We start from the raw sequence: 20619 nt of genomic DNA on the forward strand, positions 1-20619 counted from the left end.
CCAACCTCGAAGCGAGCCGCTCCGCTCGGGCACCCGGGGCGGCTTGCTTTCCACGGTTTGTCGAAGCGCTTCACCAGCGTCCGGGCCGACGACCGTCATCCCACCCTGACCTGCGACGCCGCTCGGCCATCGGTCGTCGAAGCGCTTCGACTCCCGGCGTGCCGGGCACTGGAAGGCGAACCACCATGACCGACCGCAGTACGCCCCCGCACCAGACACGCGTCGACGACCTGGTCGCCGCGCTGACCCTGCCGGAGAAGATCGGCCTGCTGCACCAGTGGCAGGCGCCGGTGCCCCGGCTCGGCCTGCCCGGCTTCCGCACCGGCACGGAGGCGCTGCACGGTGTCGCCTGGCTCGGCCCGGCCACCGTCTTCCCCCAGGTGATCGGCCTGGCCAGCAGCTGGAACCCGGACCTGGTGCGGGCCGTCGGCGTCGCCGTCGGCGAGGAGGTACGCGCCAAGCATCACGCCGACCCGCAGCGCGTCGGCCTCAACGTGTGGGCGCCGGTGGTCAACCCGCTGCGCGACCCCCGCTGGGGACGCAACGAGGAAGGCTGGTCGGAGGATCCGTGGCTGACCGGGACGCTGGCCACCGCGTACGCCCACGGGCTGCGCGGTGACCATCCGCAGCGGCTGCGGACCGCCCCCACGGTCAAACACTTCCTCGCCTACAACAACGAGACCGACCGGGCCACAACCTCCAGCGACCTGCCACCCCGGGTGCTGCACGAATACGAACTGCCCGCGTTCCGGGCCCCCATCGCCGCCGGCGCGGCGGTCGCCGCGATGGCCTCCTACAACCTGGTCGACGGGGTGCCGGCGCACCTGAGCCCGCTGATCGAGGCCGAGTTACGTCGCTGGGCGCCGGGTGAGGTGCTGGTCGTCGGTGACGCGGGTGCGGTGAGCAACCTCGCCGGGGTGCAACGCCACCTGCCCGACCACGTCAGCGGATTCGCCGCCGCCCTGCGGGCCGGCGTCGACAGCTTCACCGAGGACGACACCGACAGCGCCCCCACCCGGCAACGCCTGACCGAGGCGCTGCGTCGAGGACTGATCAGCGTGGCCGACGTCGACCGGGCGGTACGCCGGATCCTCACCCTCCGCTCCCGCCTGGGTGATCTGGACCCACCGGAGACCGACCCGTACGTCACCGGCACCGACGTGATCGACTGCCCGGCGCACCGGCGACTGGCCCGGGAAGCCGCCCGCCAGTGCGTGGTGCTGCTGCGCAACGACGGCCTGCTGCCCCTGACCGCGCCGCCGCGCATCGCCGTGCTCGGCCCGCTGGCCGACACCGTGTACGAGGACTGGTACAGCGGCACCCTGCCGTACGCGGTGACCCTGCACGACGCGCTGGCCGCGCGGCTGCCGCAGGTCAGCACCCATGCCGGCGCCGACCGGATCGCGTTGCGGGTGGCCGGACGCTACGTCGGCTGCCCGGACGACGCCGACGGTGGCCCGCTGAGTGTCGACGTCGAACCGGCCTGGTTCGACGTGTTCGACTGGGGACGGGACACGGTGGCGTTGCGGGCCGTCGGCAACGGCCGACACGTCGGCGTCGACGACGACGGCGTCCTGGTCAACGACCGCCCGGGGCCGGGCGGCTGGGTGGTACGGGAGACCTTCCAGTTCGACCCGCTGCCCGCTGGCACGGTGCTGCTGCGGCACCTGGCCACCGACCGGTACGTCACCGTCGACGCCGACGGGCTGCTGCGGGTCGACGGCGACGGACCGCAGGCCGCCACCGCCTTCGTGATCGAAGTCGGGGTCGACGGGGCCGCCGAGGCCGCCGCGCTGGCCGCCGCCGCCGACGTGGCGGTGGTGGCGCTGGGCAACCATCCGATGGTCAACGGCCGGGAGACCGAGGACCGGGACGACCTGGCCCTGCCGGCCCGCCAGGAGGCGCTGCTGCGGGCCGTGTACGCCGCCAACCCACGCACCGTGCTGGTGGTGACCAGCAGCTACCCGTACGCGATCGGCTGGGCCGAGCAGCACCTGCCGGCGGTGCTGTGGTCCGCGCACGGTGGACAGGAACACGGCAACGCCCTGGCCGACGTGCTGCTCGGCGACGCCGAACCGGCCGGCCGGCTCACCCAGACCTGGTACGCCGACACCGCCGAACTGCCCGACCTGCTCGACTACGACGTGATCGGCGCCGACTTCACCTACCTGTACCACCGGGGTGAGCCGCTGTTCCCGTTCGGACACGGCCTGTCCTACACCGACTTCGACTACACCAACCTGCGCCTGAGCGCGACGGCGGTGCCGGCCGGTGCGGAGGTCGAGGTGAGCGTGGACGTCACCAACACCGGCGAGCGGGTCGGCGAGGAGGTGGTGCAGCTCTACACCCGGCAGCGTCGCTCCCGGGTCAAGCAGCCGTTGCGTCAGCTGCGGGACTTCGCCCGGGTGACGGTGGCGCCCGGCGAGTGCCGCACGGTCACCCTGCGGCTGCGCACCGCGGAGCTGAGCTGGTGGGACGCCGACCAGGGCCGCCTGGTGGTGGAGGACGCCACCCACAGTGTGCTGGTGGGCCGCTCCGCGACCGACGTCCGGCTCACCGGCACCGTGGCCGTACGCGGTGAGACGCTGCCGTGTGCGTCGCGGCTGTCCAGCACGAGCGGGGCGCGGTGAGCGGGCGCGGACGGGTGGCGTCCGGGCAGCCGACCATCGCCGACGTGGCCCGCCACGCGGGTGTCGCGGTGAGCACCGTGTCGTACGTGCTCAGCGGCAAACGGGCCATCTCCGAGGTGACCCGCAGCCGGGTGCTGTCCAGCATCCGGGTGCTCGGCTACCACCCGAACGCCGGGGCGAGGGCGTTGGCCAGCCGCCGGTCCAACGTGATCGCGTTGGTGCTGCCGCTGCGCTCGGGCATCCAGGTGCCGGTGGTGATGCAGTTCGCCACCGCCGTGGTGACCTCGGCCCGCCGCCACGACCACGACGTGCTGCTGCTCACCTCCGACGAGGGTCCGGAAGGGCTGCGCCGTATCGCCGCCGGTGCCCTGGTCGACGGGGTGCTGGTGATGGACGTGGAGTTGCACGACGTACGGGTGCCGTTGCTGCGGCAGCTGGGCCGACCCAGCGTCCTGATCGGGCTGCCCGCCGACACCAGCGAGCTGACCTGTGTGGACCTGGACTTCCACCGGGCCGGGCAGTTGTGCGTGGAGCATCTGGCGGGCCTCGGTCACCGACGGATCGCCCTGCTCGGCGCTCCGGGGGCCGTCTACGACCGGGGCACCGGGTTCGCCCACCGTACCCGCGCCGGGGTGATCGAGGCGGCGGCCCGCCACGGTGTCGACGCGGTGACCATGCCCTGCGAGGAGAACGCCGCCGACGTCCACCACCGGGTGGCCGGGCTGTTCGCCCGCCACCCGGACATCTCCGCGTTGATCGTGCAGAACGAGGCGGCGGTCGCACCGATGCAGGCGGCCCTGGCCGCGTCGGGTCGCCGGGTGCCCGACGACGTGTCGGTGGTGGCGGTCTGCCCCGACCAGTTCGCCGACCATGCCAGTCCCCGGTTGACCTGTGTGCCGGTGCCCGCCGAGGAGATCGGCCGGCAGGCGGTGTCGCTGGTGATGGGCAAACTCCGCGACGAGCCGGTGCCGGAGGTCACACTGCTGCCGCCACGGTTGACTGTGCGCGACAGCACCGCCCGCCCCGGCCACTAGACTGCCCGTTCGATGGACGCCGAGCCCGCCACCGACACCCGCCCCTGCGCCCACTGCGGTGCCGACGTGCCGCAACGGGCCGGCGCGGGCCGACCCTTCCGCTACTGCCGGGACAACGACGGCGCCTGCCAGCGCGCCTCCCGCAACAGCCGGATGCGTCACCGCAACGCCCCCGGCCTGCCCGGTCAGGTGGCCCGCACCTGGGAGGCGGTGGACCGACTCGACCAGATCGTGCAGACGTTGACCGAGGCCCTGCACGCCGAACTGTCCCCGGCCGGGGTGGAACGGCAGCTGGCGCAGATACGGGCGGAGACGGCCGGTGCGGTCGCCGCGGCGCAGACCGAACGCGACGAGGCGGTGCGGGCGGCCGAGGACGCCGCGGCCCTGGCCGAGCGGGACCGCCGGCAGGCGCAGGCCACCACCGCCGAACGCGATGCGGCCCGCGTCGACGCCGACCGGGCCGCGCAGCAGGCGGCGGCCGCCGATGCGCGGGCCGAGCAGGCGCAGACCGACCGGGACGAGGCCCGTCGGGCCGCGGTCGCCGCCGAGGCGCTGCGCGCGCAGGCGCAGACCGACCTGGACGACGTCCGCGCACAGGTGGCGGCCACCCGCACCGACCTGGACGCCGAGCGACGTCGCACCGCCACGCTGGTCGCCGAACGTGACACCGCCCGCGCCGAGGCGCACCGCGCCGACCGGGTCGCCGCGGAGGCCACGGCACGCATCGAGGCGCTGCACGCCGAGGTGGAGCAGGTCCGCAGGCAGGAACAGCAGGTGCGGGCCGAACTGGCCCAGGCCCGTACCGACGCCGAGCAGGCGACCACGCGGCTGGCCGCCGTTCGCGTCGACCTCGACCAGGCGCAGCAGGCCCGGGCGCAGGCCGAGGCGGACCGGCAGCGGGCCCAGGCCACGGCCCGGCAGGTCGGGGGCGACCTGGCCGCGGCGATCGCCGACACCGATTCGCTGCGCGTCGATCTGGCCGCCGCCGTCGCCCTCGCCGACACCCTGCGCGCCGACCTGGCCGCCGCCGTCGCCCTCGCCGACACCCTGCGCGCCGACCTGGCCGCCGTACGGGAGGCGGCAGCGGCCGCCGACAGCCGCATCGGCGAGCTGACGCAGCGGCTGCGGGTGGCCGAGAGCGACCGCGACGATGCCCGGGAGCGGGTCGCCCAGCTCGCCGGTCAGGTCGCCGAGCTGGCCACCGCGCTGACCCGGCGCGCCCCCACCGGCTAGCCACGCAGCCCCTCGCGCGCCCGGTCGGGGAGGGTTTCGGGGTGAAGGTGGCGAGGCGCTACGCCGGTGCGGTGGGGCGGCGGGCTAGGATTTGCGCTGACGGCGGCGATGGGCCGCACGACCCGGCCGGGGCGGACCCCGCCGGGCACATGCCGTGGCCGGTTACCCTTGACCGTGCACCCGCGGGTAGCGGGCCGTCGAGGCGTGGCTGTGGGGAATGGCCCGGCGACGGCGGACCGTTACACCGACAGGACCAGCACCACCGAAGAGGGGAAGTCGATCATGGGCGAGCGCATGCTGCGCGGTAGCCGACTGGGCGCGGTCAGCTACGAATCCGATCGCAACACGGAGCTCGCGCCGCGGCAGACCCGCGAGTACCTGTGCGCCAAGGGCCACCAGTTCGAGGTTCCGTTCGCCGTCGACGCCGAGGTGCCCACCACCTGGGAATGCAAGTTCGACGGCAGCGTGGCCCGGCTGGTCGACGGCACCGAGCCGGAGCAGAAGAAGGCCAAGCCGCCGCGTACCCACTGGGACATGCTTTTGGAGCGGCGTTCGATCGCCGAACTGGAGGACATCCTCGCCGAGCGGCTTCAGGAGGTACGCACCCGCCGCGGTCGCGCCTGACCCGTCCGACAAGCGACGCCCCCGGGAGATCCACTCCCGGGGGCGTCGTTCGTTGTCTCGTCAGCGTGGCTCGACGATCTCACCTTCGATGGCCTGACCGTTGTCGACCACGGGCGCGACCGGCGGGGGCGGTGCGGCGGGACCGGTGGGCTCCGGTCGGCCCGCCTCGCCCGGTTGCGGCGCACCCCGGTACACCCGCACCCGACGCGGCCCGAACAGGTCACCGGCGGTCATCGACGACACCCGACGCTCGGCGGCCCGCTGCATCCCGCCGCGCGCCACCTTCCGCACCGGCGGCACCAGCAACACCACCCCCACCAGGCCACTGACCAGGCCCGGGGTCGCCAGCAGCAACGCGCCGAGCAACCCCACCAGCCCGTCGGTCACCTGCCGTCCCGGCGGCCGACCGGACTGCGCGGCCTCCCGGAAACCCCGCCAGGCGCGGATGCCTTCCCGCCGCAGCAGCACCATGCCGAGCAGCGACGCCGCGAACACCAGCAGGGTCGCCGCGCCGAAGCCGATCGCCCGGCCCACCAGCACGAACACGGCCAGCTCCGCGACCACGGACACCAGCAGGGCCAACGGTACGAACCGCAGTGACCGGCGCATATCACCCCATCCGCCGCATGGCGTGTCAACGTACGCGGCTGGCCGGTGCGGCGCAGCCGTCTGCGTACCTCCAGCATGACACGACCCGGCTCACGGCCACCGCGCCTGCCCCGCCGTGGCCGCCCGCCACCCCCGCCGCACCGCCGTGCGCCTGTCGTCCACCGCCCACCCGGTGATCCGCCACAACGCCTCCACCACGATCAGCGGACTCATCTTGCTGGCGCCGCGTTCCCGCTCCGCGAACGTGATCGGCACCTCCGCGATGCGGGCCCCGGCCCGATGCGCCAACCGGCACAACTCCACCTGGAACGAGTAGCCCTGCGAGGACACCGACTCCAGGTCCAGCAGGTCCAGCAGGCTCGACCGGTAGACCCGGTAACCGCCTGTCGCATCGGCCACCGGCATCCCCAACGCCAGCCGCGCGTACAGGTTGCCGCCCCGCGACAACAGCAGCCGCCGCAGCGGCCAGTTGACCACCCGCGCGCCCCGCGTCCACCGCGACCCGATCACCACGTCGGCGTCGACGGCCGCGGCCAGCAGGGCGGGCAGATCCCGCGGATCGTGCGACCCGTCGGCGTCCATCTCCACCACCGCGTCGAAGCCCCGCTGCCGCGCCCACGCGAACCCGGCCAGGTACGCCGCGCCGAGCCCCTGCTTGCCTTCGCGGTGCAGCACGTGCACCTGAGCGTCGGCGCGGGCCAGGTCCTCGACGATGGCCCCGGTGCCGTCAGGACTGTTGTCGTCGGCGACGAGCACCTCCACCTGCGGGGCGGCCCGCCGGACCCGACCCACGATCGCCGAGACGTTGTCGGCCTCGTTGAAGGTGGGAATCACCACCAGCACCCGGCCCACCCCAGGCACCTCGGTTATCGCCGGACGAATGGTCTCCTGCATCACCGCTGCCTCCCTCGTGCCGGCCCGCGGGTCTAGCCGGGGCGCCGCCGCAGCACCGCCGCGCCGGCCAGCGCAGCCACGGCCAGCCCGGCCAGCAGCACCTCCGGCAGCATCCCGATCCGGGTGGCCAGGGTGCGCCCCTCGGTCAGCGTCAGCTGCCGTACCACGACCGCGCGGGTGTTGAAGCCGGTCGCATCGCTTACCCGCCCGTCCGGGGCGACGAACCCGGACACCCCGACCGTGGAGGCCATCAACGCCGGACGACCGTGCTCGACGGCCCGCAACCGCACCATGGCCAACTGCTGACGGGCCTCGGCCACGTCGAAGGTGGCGTTGTTGGTCTGCACCACCAGCAACTGCGCCCCACCGGTCACCGTGTCCCGCACCAGCCCGTCGTAGGCGACCTCGAAACAGATCACGTCGCCGAGCACCACCGCCGGGGTACGCACCACACCCGCCTCGGTGCCGGCCACGAAGTCGGCGCGGACCCGGTCGACCTGCTTGCTGACCATCCGGGCGATGTCGCGCATCGGCACATATTCGGCGAACGGCACCGGATGCCGCTTGATGTACAGCTGCTCCAGGTCGGGGCCGGTACCCGGACGCCACAGCAGCCCCGCGTTGCGCACCTGCCCCTGCTCCGGCCCGCTCAACACCGCCCCGACCAGGATCGGCACGCCGACGGCGTCGGCGGCGGCCGAGATGCGGGCGCCGGCGGCCGGGTTGCGCAGCGGGTCGATGTCGCTGGAGTTCTCCGGCCACACCACCAGGTCGGGCTGCTCCCGCGCACCGGCGGCCACCTGGGCGGCCAGTTCGATCGTGGCGTCGACGTGGTTGTCGAGCACCGCCTGCCGTTGGGCGTTGAAGTCCAACCCCAGCCGCGGCACGTTGCCCTGCACGATGGCGACGGTGACACTGCCACCGCGTGCGGACCCGCCCAGCGGCACCAGCAACGCGGTGCTGAACAGCACCAGCACGGCCGCCCCGGCCCCGGCGGCCGGCACCCACCAGCGGGGTGCCGCGGTGGGCTGCCGACGGGCCCGGGCCAACCACCAGAGCCCGGCGACGAGCAGCCCACCGGACACCGCCACCGCGAACGTCACCAGCGGGGCACCGCCGAGGGCGGCCAGGCGCAGCAGCGGCGAACCGTCCTGACCGAACGCCAGCCGCCCCCACGGAAACCCACCGAACGGGGTGCGGTCACGCAGCGCCTCCTGACCCACCCACAGCACACCGGTCACCACCGGCCACACCGGCGGGAACCGGTCGACCAGCGGCGACACCCACGCCGTCGCCACACCCAACAACGCCAGATATGCGGCCTGCAACAGCGACAACAACACCCACGGCAGGTAGCCGGTGTGCAGGTTCGTCCACGCCAGCAACGGCGCGAACAGCGCCACACCGGTCACGAACCCCAGACCGGCGCCGGCGCGCAGCCGCCGCCGGTGCGTCGCCGCGGCCAGCAGCGCCACCCCCACCGGGGCCAACGGCCACCACCCGTACGGCGGGAAGGCCAGCAGCAACGCCAACCCGGCGGCCACCGCCATCGCCAGCGCCACCGGCAGACGCACCGGCGACAGGCGCGATGGCGGGGTGGCTGCGGCGACAGGGTCCACGGTCGTCACGGGCGAGTCGGGCACGGTCACCCGCCGAAGGCTACCGGGACCATCGGGGCGGTGACGCCGCCGGTCGGCCGACTCACATCCGGCGGGCCACCAGCACCGCGTCGTGCACGACGATGTCGCGGCCCTGCGGGTCCACCGCGCCACGCGAGCGGGTCTGCGCCACCAGCACCTCGAACTGCTGCGGGTCCAGGTCGGCGGCGACCTGCTCGGCGGTGAACATCATCTCCGGGTAGTGCATGCGGTGCGCCGTGGACCGCAGATCCTGCGGGTGATGCCCGACGATCAGCAGCCGCCCACCGGGCGCCACCGCGGCGGCCAGCCGCGCATACAGCTCCCGCCGCGGCTGCGGCGGCAGATGCATGAACTGCGCCGACACCAGGTCGTACGCCCCCTCGTCCAGCTCGCCGCGCAGCAGGTGGGTGTGCACCCACTCGATGCGCTGCGCGACCTGCTCACCCACCTCGCGGGCGTGCTGCGCGGCCCGCTGCAGGGCGGTCTTGGAGATGTCCACCCCGGTGACCCGCCAACCCCGTTCGGCCAGCCACACCGTGTCGGCCCCCTCACCGCAGCCCACATCCAGCGCCCGCCCCGGCGTCAACTCCGCCGCCTCGGCCACCAGCTGCGGGTTGGGTCGGCCACTCCACACCGCCGGCCGTTCCTGGTACCGCTGCTCCCAGCCGGCCTCGGTGAACGCCTCCTCTCGCACGCGGCGGTGCCGCGCCACCGCCTGCCGGGTGTCCTCCTCCATCAGGTCCGCGTTGATCGCCGCCGCGGCGGTGATCCCGGCCCCGGCCGCGCGGATCACCTTCGCCGACAGGTCGGCGACGTTGCCGGCCACCCACACCCCCGGCACCGAGGTGGCCCCCGACGGCCCGGCCGGCACCTGCTCACCGAGCACATGCCCGAACATCTCCACCGGCTCCGCCGCCAACCCCAACGACCCCAGCAACTCCGACCGGGCGGTCATCTTCGGACCCGCCACCAGCACGTCGCACTCCACGTGCTCCCCCGAGGCCAGCCGCACCCCGGTGACCTGGTCGGCGTCGACCGTCAGCTCGGCCACCGGGCCCGGCACCACGGCCACCCCCAGCGCGGCCAGCCGCTCGGCCTCCTCCGCGTCAGGCGCCGGCTCGTGGTGCAGCAGAAGCAGCACGTCGGCGCTCCACTGCCGCCACAGCCGCGCCTGGTGTGCCGCCAGCGGCCCGGTGGCCAGCACCGCGATACGTCTGTCGGCCGCCTCCCACCCGTGGCAGTACGGGCAGTGCAGCACGTCACGTCCCCACCGCTTCGCCAGCCCCGGCAGCGGCGGCAACTCGTCGACCAGACCGGTGGTGACCAGCAGCCGTCGTGCCCGCACCGTACGCCCGCCGTCGACGGTCACCGTGAACTCGTCGCCGTCGCGGTCGACACCGGTGACCCGCCCGGTCACCAGCTGCCCGCCGTAACCGGCCACCTCGTCGCGGCTGATCGCCGCCAACTGCGCCGGCGGCATGCCCTCCCGACCCGGGTAGTTGTGCACCCCGGCGGCCGGGGCGTTACGCGGCTCACCGGCGTCGACCACCAGCACCGAACGGCGTGCCCGGGCCAGCGTCAACGCCCCCGCCAGACCGGCGGCCCCGCCACCGACCACCACCACGTCGTACCTGTCGTCCATGTCCGCTCCCTCGTTGGTTCCGTGCGTCACCATCCACCCGCACCACCGGAGATGACAAGTATTGTTGCCGTTGTGGCAAACAACGAGGCGGTGCTGGCGGCGGTGGGTCCCCGCCTGCGGGCCCTGCGCAAGAACCGCGGCACCACCCTGAGCGAACTCGCCGACACCACCGGCATCTCGGTGAGCACCCTGTCCCGGCTCGAATCCGGACAACGCCGCCCCACCCTGGAACTGCTGCTGCCCCTGGCCCGCGCCCACCAGGTGCCGCTGGACGAACTTGTCGGCGCACCCGCCGTCGGCGACCCCCGGGTACACCCCCGCCCGATCGTCCGCCACGGCACCACGTTCCTGCCGCTGACCCGCCGCCCCGGCGGCCTGCAAGCCTTCAAACAGATCCTGCCCCCGCACAGCCCCACCGAGACGCAACTACAGTCCCACGAAGGCTACGAATGGCTGTACGTGCTCTCCGGCCGGCTGCGACTGCAACTCGGCGAGCACGACCTGATCCTCGAACCGGGCGAGGTGGCCGAGTTCGACACCCGCACCCCGCACCACATCAGCAACCCCGGCCCCGAAACCGCCGAGGTGCTCAACCTGTTCGGCCCGCAGGGCGAACGCCTGCACGTGCGGGCCCGACCCGCGACCGGCTGACCGACCACCACACCAAGTCGGGGCGCGGCGTGCGCCGCGCCCCGATGCTCCCAGGCCCCTTCCCGGCCGGTGGGGCGAGAGTGCGGCACGCCGACCTTCGGACCGACACGACGGTGACTGGCTGTCCCCGTCGGGCCGTTGTCTACTGGCCGTGCACCTCACCCTGCCCGTACACCGGTAACCGCGGCCGGTTCGCGCCGCCCCGCCGACCCCCGCCCGCTGGACCTGGCCGCCGCAACAACATGTCGCTCGGCCAGCGGACGAAGGGACGAAGCGAACAACAGCCACTTCCCGTGGTAGGACTCAAAGACGGTACGTGGGCCACCCCCGCCCTTGTCAACCCACCACCGCCGAGTCGTCACCACACATCGGCGTGTCGCACACCACCCGCACGGTGCAGCCGGTCAACCGAGCAGCGACCGCAGCAACCCCCGCGCCGCCACCGGATACTCCCCCACCAGCAGACCCGCCGCCGCCAACACGTAGTCCACATCGACCACCGGCCGCGCCGCCCGCGGCACCGCCCACCCACCGGCATGATCGGTCAACACCGCGTCCAGCACACCGCCCGCCTCGTTGTCCCGGGCGTGGCGCAACACCCCACCCGACCCGACCAGCAGCCGCACATCCCGCAGATCCCGCCCCGACCGCTCCCCCGTACCGACCCCACGGGCATGCCGACGCACCGCCACCGTCGCCGCCAACGCCGCGATCCGCGCATCCACCGCCCGCCCCGCCGCATCGGCCGGCAGAAACCCCGCATCGGCGGCCCGCCGCGCCGCCGCCGACGCCAACTCGTCCCGCTCGGCCTGCCCCACCAGCCGTTCCTCGACCGCGGCCCGCACCACCCCCGGCGCACTCCACCGCATCCCCAGATCACCCTCGACCGTGCGGGCCCGCCACAACGACCCCGCCACCTCCCGACCCGGCCCACTGGCCCGCTCGTCCGGCGTCAACACCGAATACACATCCGTGGTCGCGCCACCCACATCCACCACCACCAGATCACCACCGGCCACCTCGGCCAACGCCTCCACCCCGGTCAACACCGCATCCGGAGTCGCCGCCCGCACCAGGCCGGCGAACCGACGTCCCCGCGACAACCGCTTACCACCGATGACATGCCGCAGGAACACCTGCCGGATCGCCTCCCGCGCCGAGGCCGGCGCCAACACCCCAATCCGCGGCAACACGTTGTCGGCCACCGTCACCGGCACCCCCGCCGCCGCCAACAACCCCTGCACCTCGTCCCGGACATCCGCGTTGCCCGCCACCACCACCGGCACCCGGAACCGGGCCCGCGCCAGCCGGGTTGCGTTGTGCAGCAACGTCTCGGCATCCCCACCGTCAGTGCCACCGACCAGCAGCACCACATCCGCGCGGGCCGCCCGCAACGCCGTCAACTCACCACGACCGAGCCGCCCGGCTGCCACATGCACCACGTTCGCGCCCGCCGACAACCCGACCCGCCGACCCGCCTGCGCCGTCACCAGCGGCTCGTAACCCACCACCGCCAGCCGCAACCCACCCCCCGCCGACGAACACACAAACCACGGCACATCCCGCGCCCCCAGGCCCGTCAACGCCGACCCGACCGCCGCCTCCAGGCCGTGCAGCACATCCGTGTCCACCGACGTACGCGCCGACGCCGACGCCACCAACCCACCGCCGTCGAGATCCACCACCAGCACCTTGGTGAACGTCGAACCGACGTCGGCGCAGACCGCGACCCTCACGCCACCGGCGGAACGACCACCGTGCCGGTCGCCGTCACCACCACCACCGGCTCCGCCAACACCGCCGCCGCCGACCCACCCCGATCAGGCCGCCCCCGACACACCACCCGCGCCTCGAAATCGAGGGTCCGGCTACGGGTACCGACCCGCGTCACCGTCGCCACCACCTCCAGCACGTCCCCCGCCCGGATCGGCGCCCGGAACTGCACATCCGAATAGGACGCGAACAACCCCTCGTCCCCGTCGGTGCGGATACACACCTCCGTGGCCACATCACCGAACAACCCCAACGCGTACGCCCCGTCGACCAGATCACCGGCATAGTGGGCATGCGAATACGGCACGTACCGCCGGTGCGTCACCGACAACCCGACCCGCGAATCAGACATCACTTCACCCTCTTGTTCGTGTCCGTGAGCAACGCATGGACCAGGTAACTGGCCACCTCACCCGGCGTCGTCCCCCGACCGAAGATCCGATCCACCCCCAGCTCGGCCGCCATCGACTCGTCGAACCGCGGCCCACCGACGATCAGCAACGGCCGCCGCCCCGCCGGCATCGCCTCCCGGAACGCCGCCGACATCTCCCGCGTGTTGTGCAGATGCGCATCGCGCTGCGTCACCACCTGCGACACCAGCACCGCGTCGGCACGCTCCCGCCGGGCCGCCTCGACCAGCTCCGGCACACTCACCTGCGCACCCAGGTTCGTCACCTTCAACTCCCGGTAGTACTCCAGGCCCTTCTCACCGGCAATGCCCTTGACGTTGAGAATCGCGTCGATGCCCACCGTGTGCGCGTCCGTACCGATGCACGCCCCCACCACCGACAACTTGCGACGCAACCGCCGCTTCACCACCGCGTTGACCTCCTTGGCACTCAGCAGCGGAAAATCGCGCTCCACCACCTGCACCTTCGCCAGGTCCACCAGATGGTTCACCCGCCCGTACACCACGAAGAACGTGAACCCGTCACCGATCGGCTTGGCGTGCACCAGCATCGCCGGATCCATGCCCATCTTGTTGGCCAACTGCACCGCCGCGCCCTCGGCCCGCTTGTCATGCGGCACCGGCAACGTGAACGACACCTGCACCATGCCGTCACCAGTGGTGTCCCCGTACGGCCGCACCACCGTCTTCTCACTCATGCCGTGCAGGCCCGCACGGCCCTCGCTGCGCTCGGTGCGTTCACTCATGCCGGCTGCTCCAGGATCTCCGTGGCCGGGTTGTAGTAGTCCGCCTCGTGCCGGGCCACCCCGTCCAGACCCTTCCCCCGATCCGCCGGCCGCTTCATGATCCCGAACGTGCCCTCCGCGATCGCCGTCAACAACGACTGATCCCCGATCCGCTCCAACAGATCCACCGCCTCACCCAACACGCGGTGCGCCCGCTGCTGGATGAACCCGCCCGACGCCGGCACGAAATCCTCATGCAACCCGCCGGCCGCCCCCAGCACGTACCGCACGTTCTGCAACGCGATGTCCCGATCCGACAACCACGGCGTCACCACCGCCTCGGTCATCATCCCCACCAGCAGAATGCCCTGCCCCGTCATCGTGCCCACCAGATTGAAGAACCCGTCGAGCAGATTCCCCCGGAACACGTCACCGGTCATGTGCTTCGTCGGCGGCATCCACTTCAACGGCGCATCCGGAAACAACTCCCGCGCCAACAACGCGTGCGCCAACTCCAACCGCAACGACTCCGGCACATCAGGATTGATCTCGAACGCGTGCCCCAACCCCAACTGCCAGTCCGCCAACCCCGCCTCATGCGCGAAATACTCGTTCAACAACTGCGACACCGTCACCGTGTGCGCCTCGTCGACCGCATCCGCAGTGGTCAGATAGTTGTCCTCACCGGTGTTGATGATGATCCCCGCCCGCGCATGCACCTGCCGCGAAAAACGCTGATCCACAAACGTCCGAATCGGATTGATGTCCCGGAACAAAATCCCGTACATCGAATCGTTGAGCATCATGTCCAACCGCTCAAGACCCGCCAACGTCGCCATCTCCGGCATACACAACCCCGACGCGTAATTCGTCAACCGCACATAGCGGCCCAACTCCTTCGACGACGAATCCAACGCCGCCCGCATCAACCGGAAATTCTCCTGCGTCGCGTACGTGCCCGCGAACCCCTCCCGCGTCGCCCCCTCCGGCACATAGTCCAACAACGACTGCCCCGTCGACCGGATCACCGCGATCACATCCGCCCCGGCCCGCGCCGCCGCCTGCGCCTGCGGAATGTCCTCGTAGATGTCCCCCGTCGCCACGATCAGATAGATCCACGGCCGCCGCGCCGGATCCCCGAACCGCCGCACCAGGCGCTCCCGCTCCGCCCGCCGCCGATCGATGCGCCGAACCCCCGCACCCACCGCCCTACGCGCCGCCCGCCGCGCCGCCGTCGCCGCCTTTCCCGACGGCACCTCGAACCGCACCGACCCCGCCGCCGCCTTCTGCGCCAACAACGTCACATCGGTGATCTGCTCCCGCGCCAGCGCATCGAACACCGGCACCGCCACCCCGTGCCCCAACCCCACATCCGCCACCACGGCATCCACCAGCCGATTCACCCACGGAATGCCATCCGGATCCGCGCCGGTGACCCCCGCCAACCGCAACACGGCCCGCTCCACCGACACCGTGGTGTGGCTACGCGCCAACTCCACCACCGGACGCCCCGCCCGACGCGCCAACTCCCGCGCCCGCGCCACCAGCACCGGATCCAGATCAAGCTTGCCCGTCACGAAAGCCCTTCCCCCTGATAGATCACGTCACCACGCAACACCGTCGCCCGACACACCGGCAACGGCGTCGGATCCTGCTCCCCCCGCAACTCCGGATCCTCGGCCTGCAACACCGGCAGACCCCGCTGCACCCCCGCCGGCGTCGACCACACCGCGAACGTCGCCGGCGCCCCCAACGCCAACACCCCCTCGCTGTCCATGTGCACCGCCCGCCAGCCACCCCGGGTGTGCGCCGCGAACGCCGCCCGCACCGTCATCCGCTGCACCGGACTGTGATGAGCCGCCGCCGCCCGCACCGAACCCCACGGATCCAACGGCGTCACAGGCGAATCCGAACCGAACGCCAACGTCACCCCCACCCCGTGCATCGCCCCCATCGGATTCGACGCCAACGACCGCTCCAACCCCAACCGCGCCTCGTACATCCGACCCGCACCACCCCACAACCGGTCGAACGCCGGCTGCATCGACGCCACCACCCCGTACTCCACGAAAGCGGCGATCAACCGCCGATCCATCACCTCCGCGTGCTCCACCCGATGCCGCGCCGCCCGCACCCGATCCGTACCCAGCCGCTGCGCCGCCGCCGCGAACCCCGCCACCACAGTCGAGATCGCCGCATCGCCGATCGCATGGAAGCCGCCCTGCATCCCGTGCGCCGCACAGTCCAACAGGTGATCACGCACCTGCTCCGCACTCAGATACCCGTGACCACACCCGTCACCGTCGACGTACGCCTGCGACAGAAACGCCGTACGCGACCCCAGCGCCCCGTCCGCGAACAGATCCCCACCGGCCCCCACCGCACCCAACTCCCGCGCCCGCGCCGCACCACCCAACTCACCCCAGTACCCGTACACCTCCGGCACCCCCGCACCGGAGATCGACAACAAGCCGGTGAAGTCCTCCTCGTCGGAGATCTCCGGCCCACCACACTCGTGCACCGCCGCGATCCCCAACGACGCCGCATGCGCCAACGCCACCCGCTGCGCCGCCACCCGCTGCGCCCGCGTCACCGACGCCCGCGCCGCCGCCCGCACCACGTGATGCGCGTCCAGCCGCAACCAACCCGACCCGTCATACCCGGACACCGCCGCCTGCGGACACGCCGCCAGCAACGCCGAGGACACCAACGCCGAATGAATCGACGCCTGCGACAGATACACCCGCCGCCCACCGGCCGCCCGCCCCAACTCCACCGCCGACGGCGGCTGCGGCACCGACCACGTCGACTCGTCCCACCCGTGACCCAACACCACCGCGTCCGCAGGCAACCCCGCCGCGAACGCCGACACCGCGTCCAACAACTCACCGGCCGAGCGCACCCCGGACAGGTCCAGCCCCGACAACGCCAGCCCGGTGTCACTGACATGCACATGCGCGTCCACGAACGCCGGCGTCACCAACGCCCCGGCCAGGTCCACCACCCGGTCGGCGGTCGGCGCGTCCGCATCAGCACCCAACCAGGCAATCCGCCCATCCCGTACCAACAATGCCGTCGCGGACGGTTCCGCCGGACAATGCAGCACGCCACCGCGGTACAACGTCGAGGGGTTGTTCGTCATGGCCTCAGTCTGCCGCCAGCCGAGCCTCGAACAGCCCCCGCACCCCGGGATCAGCCCGCAACAACCCCAACGCCAACTCCGCGTGCCCCGGCACGTACCCGTTGCCGACCAGCATCGTCACGTCCGCGGCCAGGCCCTCGGCCCCCAACGCCGCCGCCGAGAAACTCGTCGCCATCGAGAAAAAGATCACTGTTCCGCCGTCGGCCGTCGCCAACACCGCACCGTGCTCACAGCCCGGCACGTCCACGCAGACCACCGTCACATCCGCCGGCACCCCCAACGCCGACGTCACCGCCGTCGACAACGCCACCGGATCCCGGGCGTCGGCCATCGCCACCGCATCACACAACCTGGCCGCCGTCAGCGCGTCACGCTCCGCCGCCACCGGCACCACCCCGACCGTACGACCCGCCCCCGCCTGCCGCGCCGCCGCCAGCGACAGCGAGCCACTCTTACCCGCGCCACCGATCACCGCCACCGTCACCGGCGGCCCGTCCACCGCCCGCTCGGCCACGTACCGCGACACCACCCGCGCGGTCAACGCCGGCGCCCCACACACGTCAAGCACCGCCAGCGACAACTGCGGATCCAGATCCTGCGGCAGCACCGCCGCGACCGACCGGGCGAACAGGATCGCCCACCCGTCACACGGCACCTGCTCACTACGGCCGTCCCAGCGGGCCAGGCCGTCGGTCACCACCAGCGGCGTCAACGTCAGCGACACCAACGTGGCGACCCGCTCACCCGACTTCAACCCCAGCGGCGAACGCCGGCCGGCCTCCTCCACCGTGCCGATCAACATGCCACCCGACCCGGTCACCGGGTTCTGCATCTTCCCCCGCGTCGAGATGATCTCCAGAACCTCGGCGCGGACCGCAGCACCATCACCGCCGTGCTTGTCGAACAGCTGCCGGAAACTCGCCGCATCCAGGTTCAGCCGCTCCACCCGGATGCGTACCTCGTTCGCCGCGATCTCCGGGCGCGCGTCAAGCCGCCAGGCCGCCTGCGGCAGCACCCCCGCCGGTTCCACGACGCGGTGCAGACCCACCGGTGACGTCACGCCGACCTCCCTGTCCGACCGCCTGAACCTCCGGCCGAGGCTCGCGAGGCGGGAAAACTTACGGCAGACTAATTTCTTGACCGGATATTTTCCAGTACCCTTCAGTACCTTCGATCAACCACCAGGAGGGGCCGTGACCCAGACCCACCCGCCGGTGCAGAGCACCCCGGCTGCCCAGCCGGCCCCCGCCAACACCACCGGCCAGCCCTACGAATACCGCCGCACCCCACTCGTCGAACCCGACTGGACCCGCTTCCCCGGCTGGCGCCACGTCACCCGCGACCAGTGGGAAAACGCCCAGTGGCAGCGCGTCAACTGCGTCAAGAACGTCAAACAGCTGCGCACCGTGCTCGGCGACACCGTCGACGAGAGCTTCTACGCCGACCTCGAAGCCGACCAACGCGCCATGGCCACCATGTCCATGCTGGTGCCGCCACAGATGATCAACACGATGGTGCCGTTCGCGCCGCCCAGCACCGAAGCCCTGCTCGCCGACCCGATCCGGCGCTACATGATCCCGGTCGCCTCCGACCGCCGCACCGACTGGCCCTCACACCCCTACGCCAGCCGCGACTCCCTGCACGAACACGACATGTGGGTCGCCGAGGGCCTCACCCACCGCTACCCCACCAAAGTCCTCGCCGAACTGCTCGCCACCTGCCCCCAGTACTGCGGCCACTGCACCCGCATGGACCTGGTCGGCAACTCCACCCCCGCCGTCGACAAGCTCAAACTCAGCCTCAAGCCGGTCGACCGCTACGACGCGCACATCACCTACCTCAAGGCCCACCCCGGCGTACGCGACGTGGTGGTCTCCGGTGGCGACGTGGCGAACGTGCCCTGGCGCAACCTCGAGTCCTACCTGATGCGCCTGCTGGAGATCGAAACCATCCGGGACATCCGACTCGCCACCAAGGCCCTCATGGGCCTGCCCCAGCACTGGCTGCAACCCGACGTCGTCGAGGGCCTGGAGCGGGTGGCCCGCACCGCCGCCCGCCGCGGCGTCAACCTCGCCATCCACACCCACGTCAACCACGCCCAGTCGCTCACCCCACTTGTCGCCAAGGCCGCACAGACCGCCCTCGACGTCGGCGTACGCGACGTCCGCAACCAGGGTGTGCTCATGCGCGGCGTCAACGCCACCAGCAAGGACCTGCTCGACCTGTGCTTCGGCCTGCAGGGCGAGGCCGGCATCCTGCCGTACTACTTCTACATGTGCGACATGATCCCCAACGCCGAGCACTGGCGGGTGCCGGTCTGGCACGCCCAGCAGCTCCAGCACGACATCATGGGCTACCTGCCCGGCTACGCCACCCCTCGGATCGTCTGTGACGTGCCGTTCGTCGGCAAGCGCTGGGTGCACATGGTCACCGAGTACGACCGCGAGCGCGGCATCTCGTACTGGACCAAGAACTACCGCACCTCCATCGAGTCGGCCGACCTGGCGGCGTTGAGCAAGCGGTACGCCTACTACGACCCGATCGACACCCTGCCCGAGGCCGGCCAGCAGTGGTGGCAGACCCACCGCGACGACTGACGCACTGACGGCACGTACCGCGAAGGGGCCCCCGGGATTGTCCGGGGGCCCCTTCGCGTCGCTCGTCACCTGTCGAAGGCGTTCTTCGCCTTGTTCTTCATGTCCTCGCCCGCCCGTCGCGCGCGGGCCTCGGCCTGCTCGCCGGCGCCCTCGGCGCGCATGCGCTCGTTGTCGGCCATGTCGCCGATGCGCTCCTTGGCGGTGCCGCTCATCTCCTCGACCTTGTTCTTCGCCTTGTCGATGAAGCTCATCTCGCCTCCTCTGCTCGGCCGGGACGGCCAAGCCCCGTGTTGTTGGTGTCCCCGGGTGTCGCGGGTGAAAACCCGAGGTGGGCGGTACATCGCGTAAGGCGTCCTAGGATGCTAGGTGGTCGGCGGGAGACGGGGACTGGTTGACTGGACCAATGGGACAGATCACGCTCATCCGACACGGCGCCACCACCTGGAGCACCGCACGACGGCACACCTCGTACACCGACCTGGGGCTGACGCCCGACGGCGAGCGGCAGGCCCGATCGCTGCGTCCCGCCCTCGCCGCCGAACGGTTCGTCGCGGTGCTCAGCAGTCCCCGACTGCGGGCGGTACGCACCGCCGACCTGGCCGGCCTGACCATCACCGACACCGACGAGGACCTGGCGGAGTGGAACTACGGCGAGTACGAGGGACAGACCACCGCCGAGATCCACGAAGACCAGCCGGGTTGGAGCGTCTGGACCGACGGGTGCCCGGGCGGGGAATCCCCCAGCGAGGTCGGCGAACGCGTCGACCGGCTGCTCAGCAGGCTCCATCCCCTGCTCGACAAGGGTCACGTCGCTCTCGTCGGGCACGCCCACTCGCTGCGCGTGCTGGGTGCCCGGTGGGTCGGCCTGCCACCGTCGGCCGGTGGACTGCTGCGACTGGACACCGCCACCCTCAGCCTGCTCGGCACCGAACACGGACGCCGGGTCATCCTGCGCTGGAACCACCCGCCCGCACCGCCTGTCGACGCGGTGGACGCCACGACGGCCCGACACTGAC

Annotated in this window: 18 protein-coding genes; 7 read left to right on the forward strand and 11 right to left on the reverse strand. The window is 72.0% G+C overall.

Features of this window, described 5'->3' with window-relative positions; all coding sequences use genetic code 11:
- Positions 1–185: 185 nt before the first annotated feature.
- From C1A38_RS01965 to C1A38_RS01980, 4 genes are all read left to right on the forward strand, one after another.
- Positions 186–2630, forward strand: coding sequence for a beta-glucosidase family protein (locus tag C1A38_RS01965; RefSeq protein ID WP_102656113.1), 2445 nt, complete (start codon positions 186–188; stop codon positions 2628–2630).
- A complete protein-coding gene (locus C1A38_RS01970) occupies positions 2627–3664 on the forward strand; it encodes a LacI family DNA-binding transcriptional regulator (protein WP_232510813.1) in 1038 nt (345 codons plus the stop codon). Before C1A38_RS01965 ends, C1A38_RS01970 begins: the two co-directional genes overlap by 4 nt.
- A gap of 12 nt (positions 3665–3676) precedes the next feature.
- Entirely contained in the window at positions 3677–4897 is a 1221-nt protein-coding gene (locus C1A38_RS01975; RefSeq protein WP_102656114.1) for a coiled-coil domain-containing protein, read from the forward strand.
- A 282-nt stretch (positions 4898–5179) separates the two neighbouring features.
- Complete coding sequence (locus tag C1A38_RS01980; RefSeq protein ID WP_007070998.1) at positions 5180–5521, forward strand: RNA polymerase-binding protein RbpA; 342 nt, start codon at positions 5180–5182, stop codon at positions 5519–5521.
- 60 nt (positions 5522–5581) lie between these two features.
- Here C1A38_RS01980 and C1A38_RS01985 read toward each other — a convergent pair whose 3' ends face one another.
- From C1A38_RS01985 to C1A38_RS02000, 4 genes are all read right to left on the reverse strand, one after another.
- Positions 5582–6130: an FxsA family protein gene (locus C1A38_RS01985; RefSeq protein ID WP_013733839.1), complete on the reverse strand. Its 549-nt coding sequence runs from the start codon at positions 6128–6130 to the stop codon at positions 5582–5584.
- 90 nt (positions 6131–6220) lie between these two features.
- On the reverse strand, positions 6221–7024 hold the full coding sequence (locus C1A38_RS01990; protein WP_102656115.1) for a polyprenol monophosphomannose synthase: 804 nt from the start codon (positions 7022–7024) through the stop codon (positions 6221–6223).
- 32 nt (positions 7025–7056) lie between these two features.
- Positions 7057–8673 carry an apolipoprotein N-acyltransferase gene (lnt, locus tag C1A38_RS01995; protein ID WP_102656116.1) on the reverse strand — a complete coding sequence of 539 codons (1617 nt, stop codon included), beginning with the start codon at positions 8671–8673 and terminating at the stop codon, positions 7057–7059.
- Between the two features lie 52 nt (positions 8674–8725).
- Positions 8726–10306 carry an FAD-dependent oxidoreductase gene (locus tag C1A38_RS02000; RefSeq protein ID WP_102656158.1) on the reverse strand — a complete coding sequence of 527 codons (1581 nt, stop codon included), beginning with the start codon at positions 10304–10306 and terminating at the stop codon, positions 8726–8728.
- Between the two features lie 51 nt (positions 10307–10357).
- Between C1A38_RS02000 and C1A38_RS02005 the strand changes: the two genes are divergently transcribed.
- On the forward strand, positions 10358–10957 hold the full coding sequence (locus tag C1A38_RS02005; RefSeq protein WP_043720873.1) for a helix-turn-helix domain-containing protein: 600 nt from the start codon (positions 10358–10360) through the stop codon (positions 10955–10957).
- A 404-nt stretch (positions 10958–11361) separates the two neighbouring features.
- Here the strand turns inward: C1A38_RS02005 and C1A38_RS02010 are convergent, their stop codons facing one another.
- Genes C1A38_RS02010 through kdd form a run of 6 tightly spaced genes read right to left on the reverse strand, consistent with a single transcriptional unit; the run spans position 11362 to position 18066 of the window.
- Positions 11362–12693, reverse strand: a complete 1332-nt coding sequence (locus C1A38_RS02010) for a glutamate mutase L (RefSeq protein ID WP_102656117.1) — start codon at positions 12691–12693, stop codon at positions 11362–11364.
- The gene (gene kal / locus C1A38_RS02015) at positions 12690–13082 is read right to left on the reverse strand and encodes a 3-aminobutyryl-CoA ammonia lyase (protein ID WP_102656159.1); all 393 of its coding nucleotides are present in this window, start codon (positions 13080–13082) and stop codon (positions 12690–12692) included. The genes C1A38_RS02010 and kal overlap by 4 nt, the downstream gene beginning before the upstream one ends.
- A complete protein-coding gene (gene kamE / locus C1A38_RS02020) occupies positions 13082–13837 on the reverse strand; it encodes a lysine 5,6-aminomutase subunit beta (protein WP_204290979.1) in 756 nt (251 codons plus the stop codon). Before kamE ends, kal begins: the two co-directional genes overlap by 1 nt.
- Positions 13838–13881: 44 nt before the next feature.
- Positions 13882–15441 (reverse strand): lysine 5,6-aminomutase subunit alpha, encoded by a 1560-nt coding sequence (gene kamD, locus C1A38_RS02025; protein ID WP_102656118.1) that lies wholly within the window; start codon positions 15439–15441, stop codon positions 13882–13884.
- Positions 15438–17006, reverse strand: coding sequence for an amidohydrolase (locus C1A38_RS02030; protein ID WP_102656119.1), 1569 nt, complete (start codon positions 17004–17006; stop codon positions 15438–15440). Before C1A38_RS02030 ends, kamD begins: the two co-directional genes overlap by 4 nt.
- 4 nt (positions 17007–17010) lie before the next feature.
- Entirely contained in the window at positions 17011–18066 is a 1056-nt protein-coding gene (gene kdd, locus C1A38_RS02035; protein ID WP_102656120.1) for an L-erythro-3,5-diaminohexanoate dehydrogenase, read from the reverse strand.
- A 133-nt stretch (positions 18067–18199) separates the two neighbouring features.
- On the opposite strand from kdd, the gene C1A38_RS02040 reads away from it, so the two are divergent.
- Positions 18200–19603, forward strand: a complete 1404-nt coding sequence (locus C1A38_RS02040; protein WP_013733828.1) for a KamA family radical SAM protein — start codon at positions 18200–18202, stop codon at positions 19601–19603.
- Between the two features lie 65 nt (positions 19604–19668).
- Here C1A38_RS02040 and C1A38_RS02045 read toward each other — a convergent pair whose 3' ends face one another.
- The gene (locus tag C1A38_RS02045) at positions 19669–19854 is read right to left on the reverse strand and encodes a CsbD family protein (RefSeq protein ID WP_013733827.1); all 186 of its coding nucleotides are present in this window, start codon (positions 19852–19854) and stop codon (positions 19669–19671) included.
- 152 nt (positions 19855–20006) lie between these two features.
- Here C1A38_RS02045 and C1A38_RS02050 point away from each other — a divergent pair, with 152 nt between their 5' ends.
- On the forward strand, positions 20007–20618 hold the full coding sequence (locus C1A38_RS02050) for a histidine phosphatase family protein (protein ID WP_013733826.1): 612 nt from the start codon (positions 20007–20009) through the stop codon (positions 20616–20618).
- The last annotated feature ends 1 nt before the right edge of the window (position 20619 follow it).

The sequence above is a fragment of the Verrucosispora sp. ts21 genome (assembly GCF_002879555.1).
GTDB classification, from domain to species: domain Bacteria; phylum Actinomycetota; class Actinomycetes; order Mycobacteriales; family Micromonosporaceae; genus Micromonospora; species Micromonospora gifhornensis.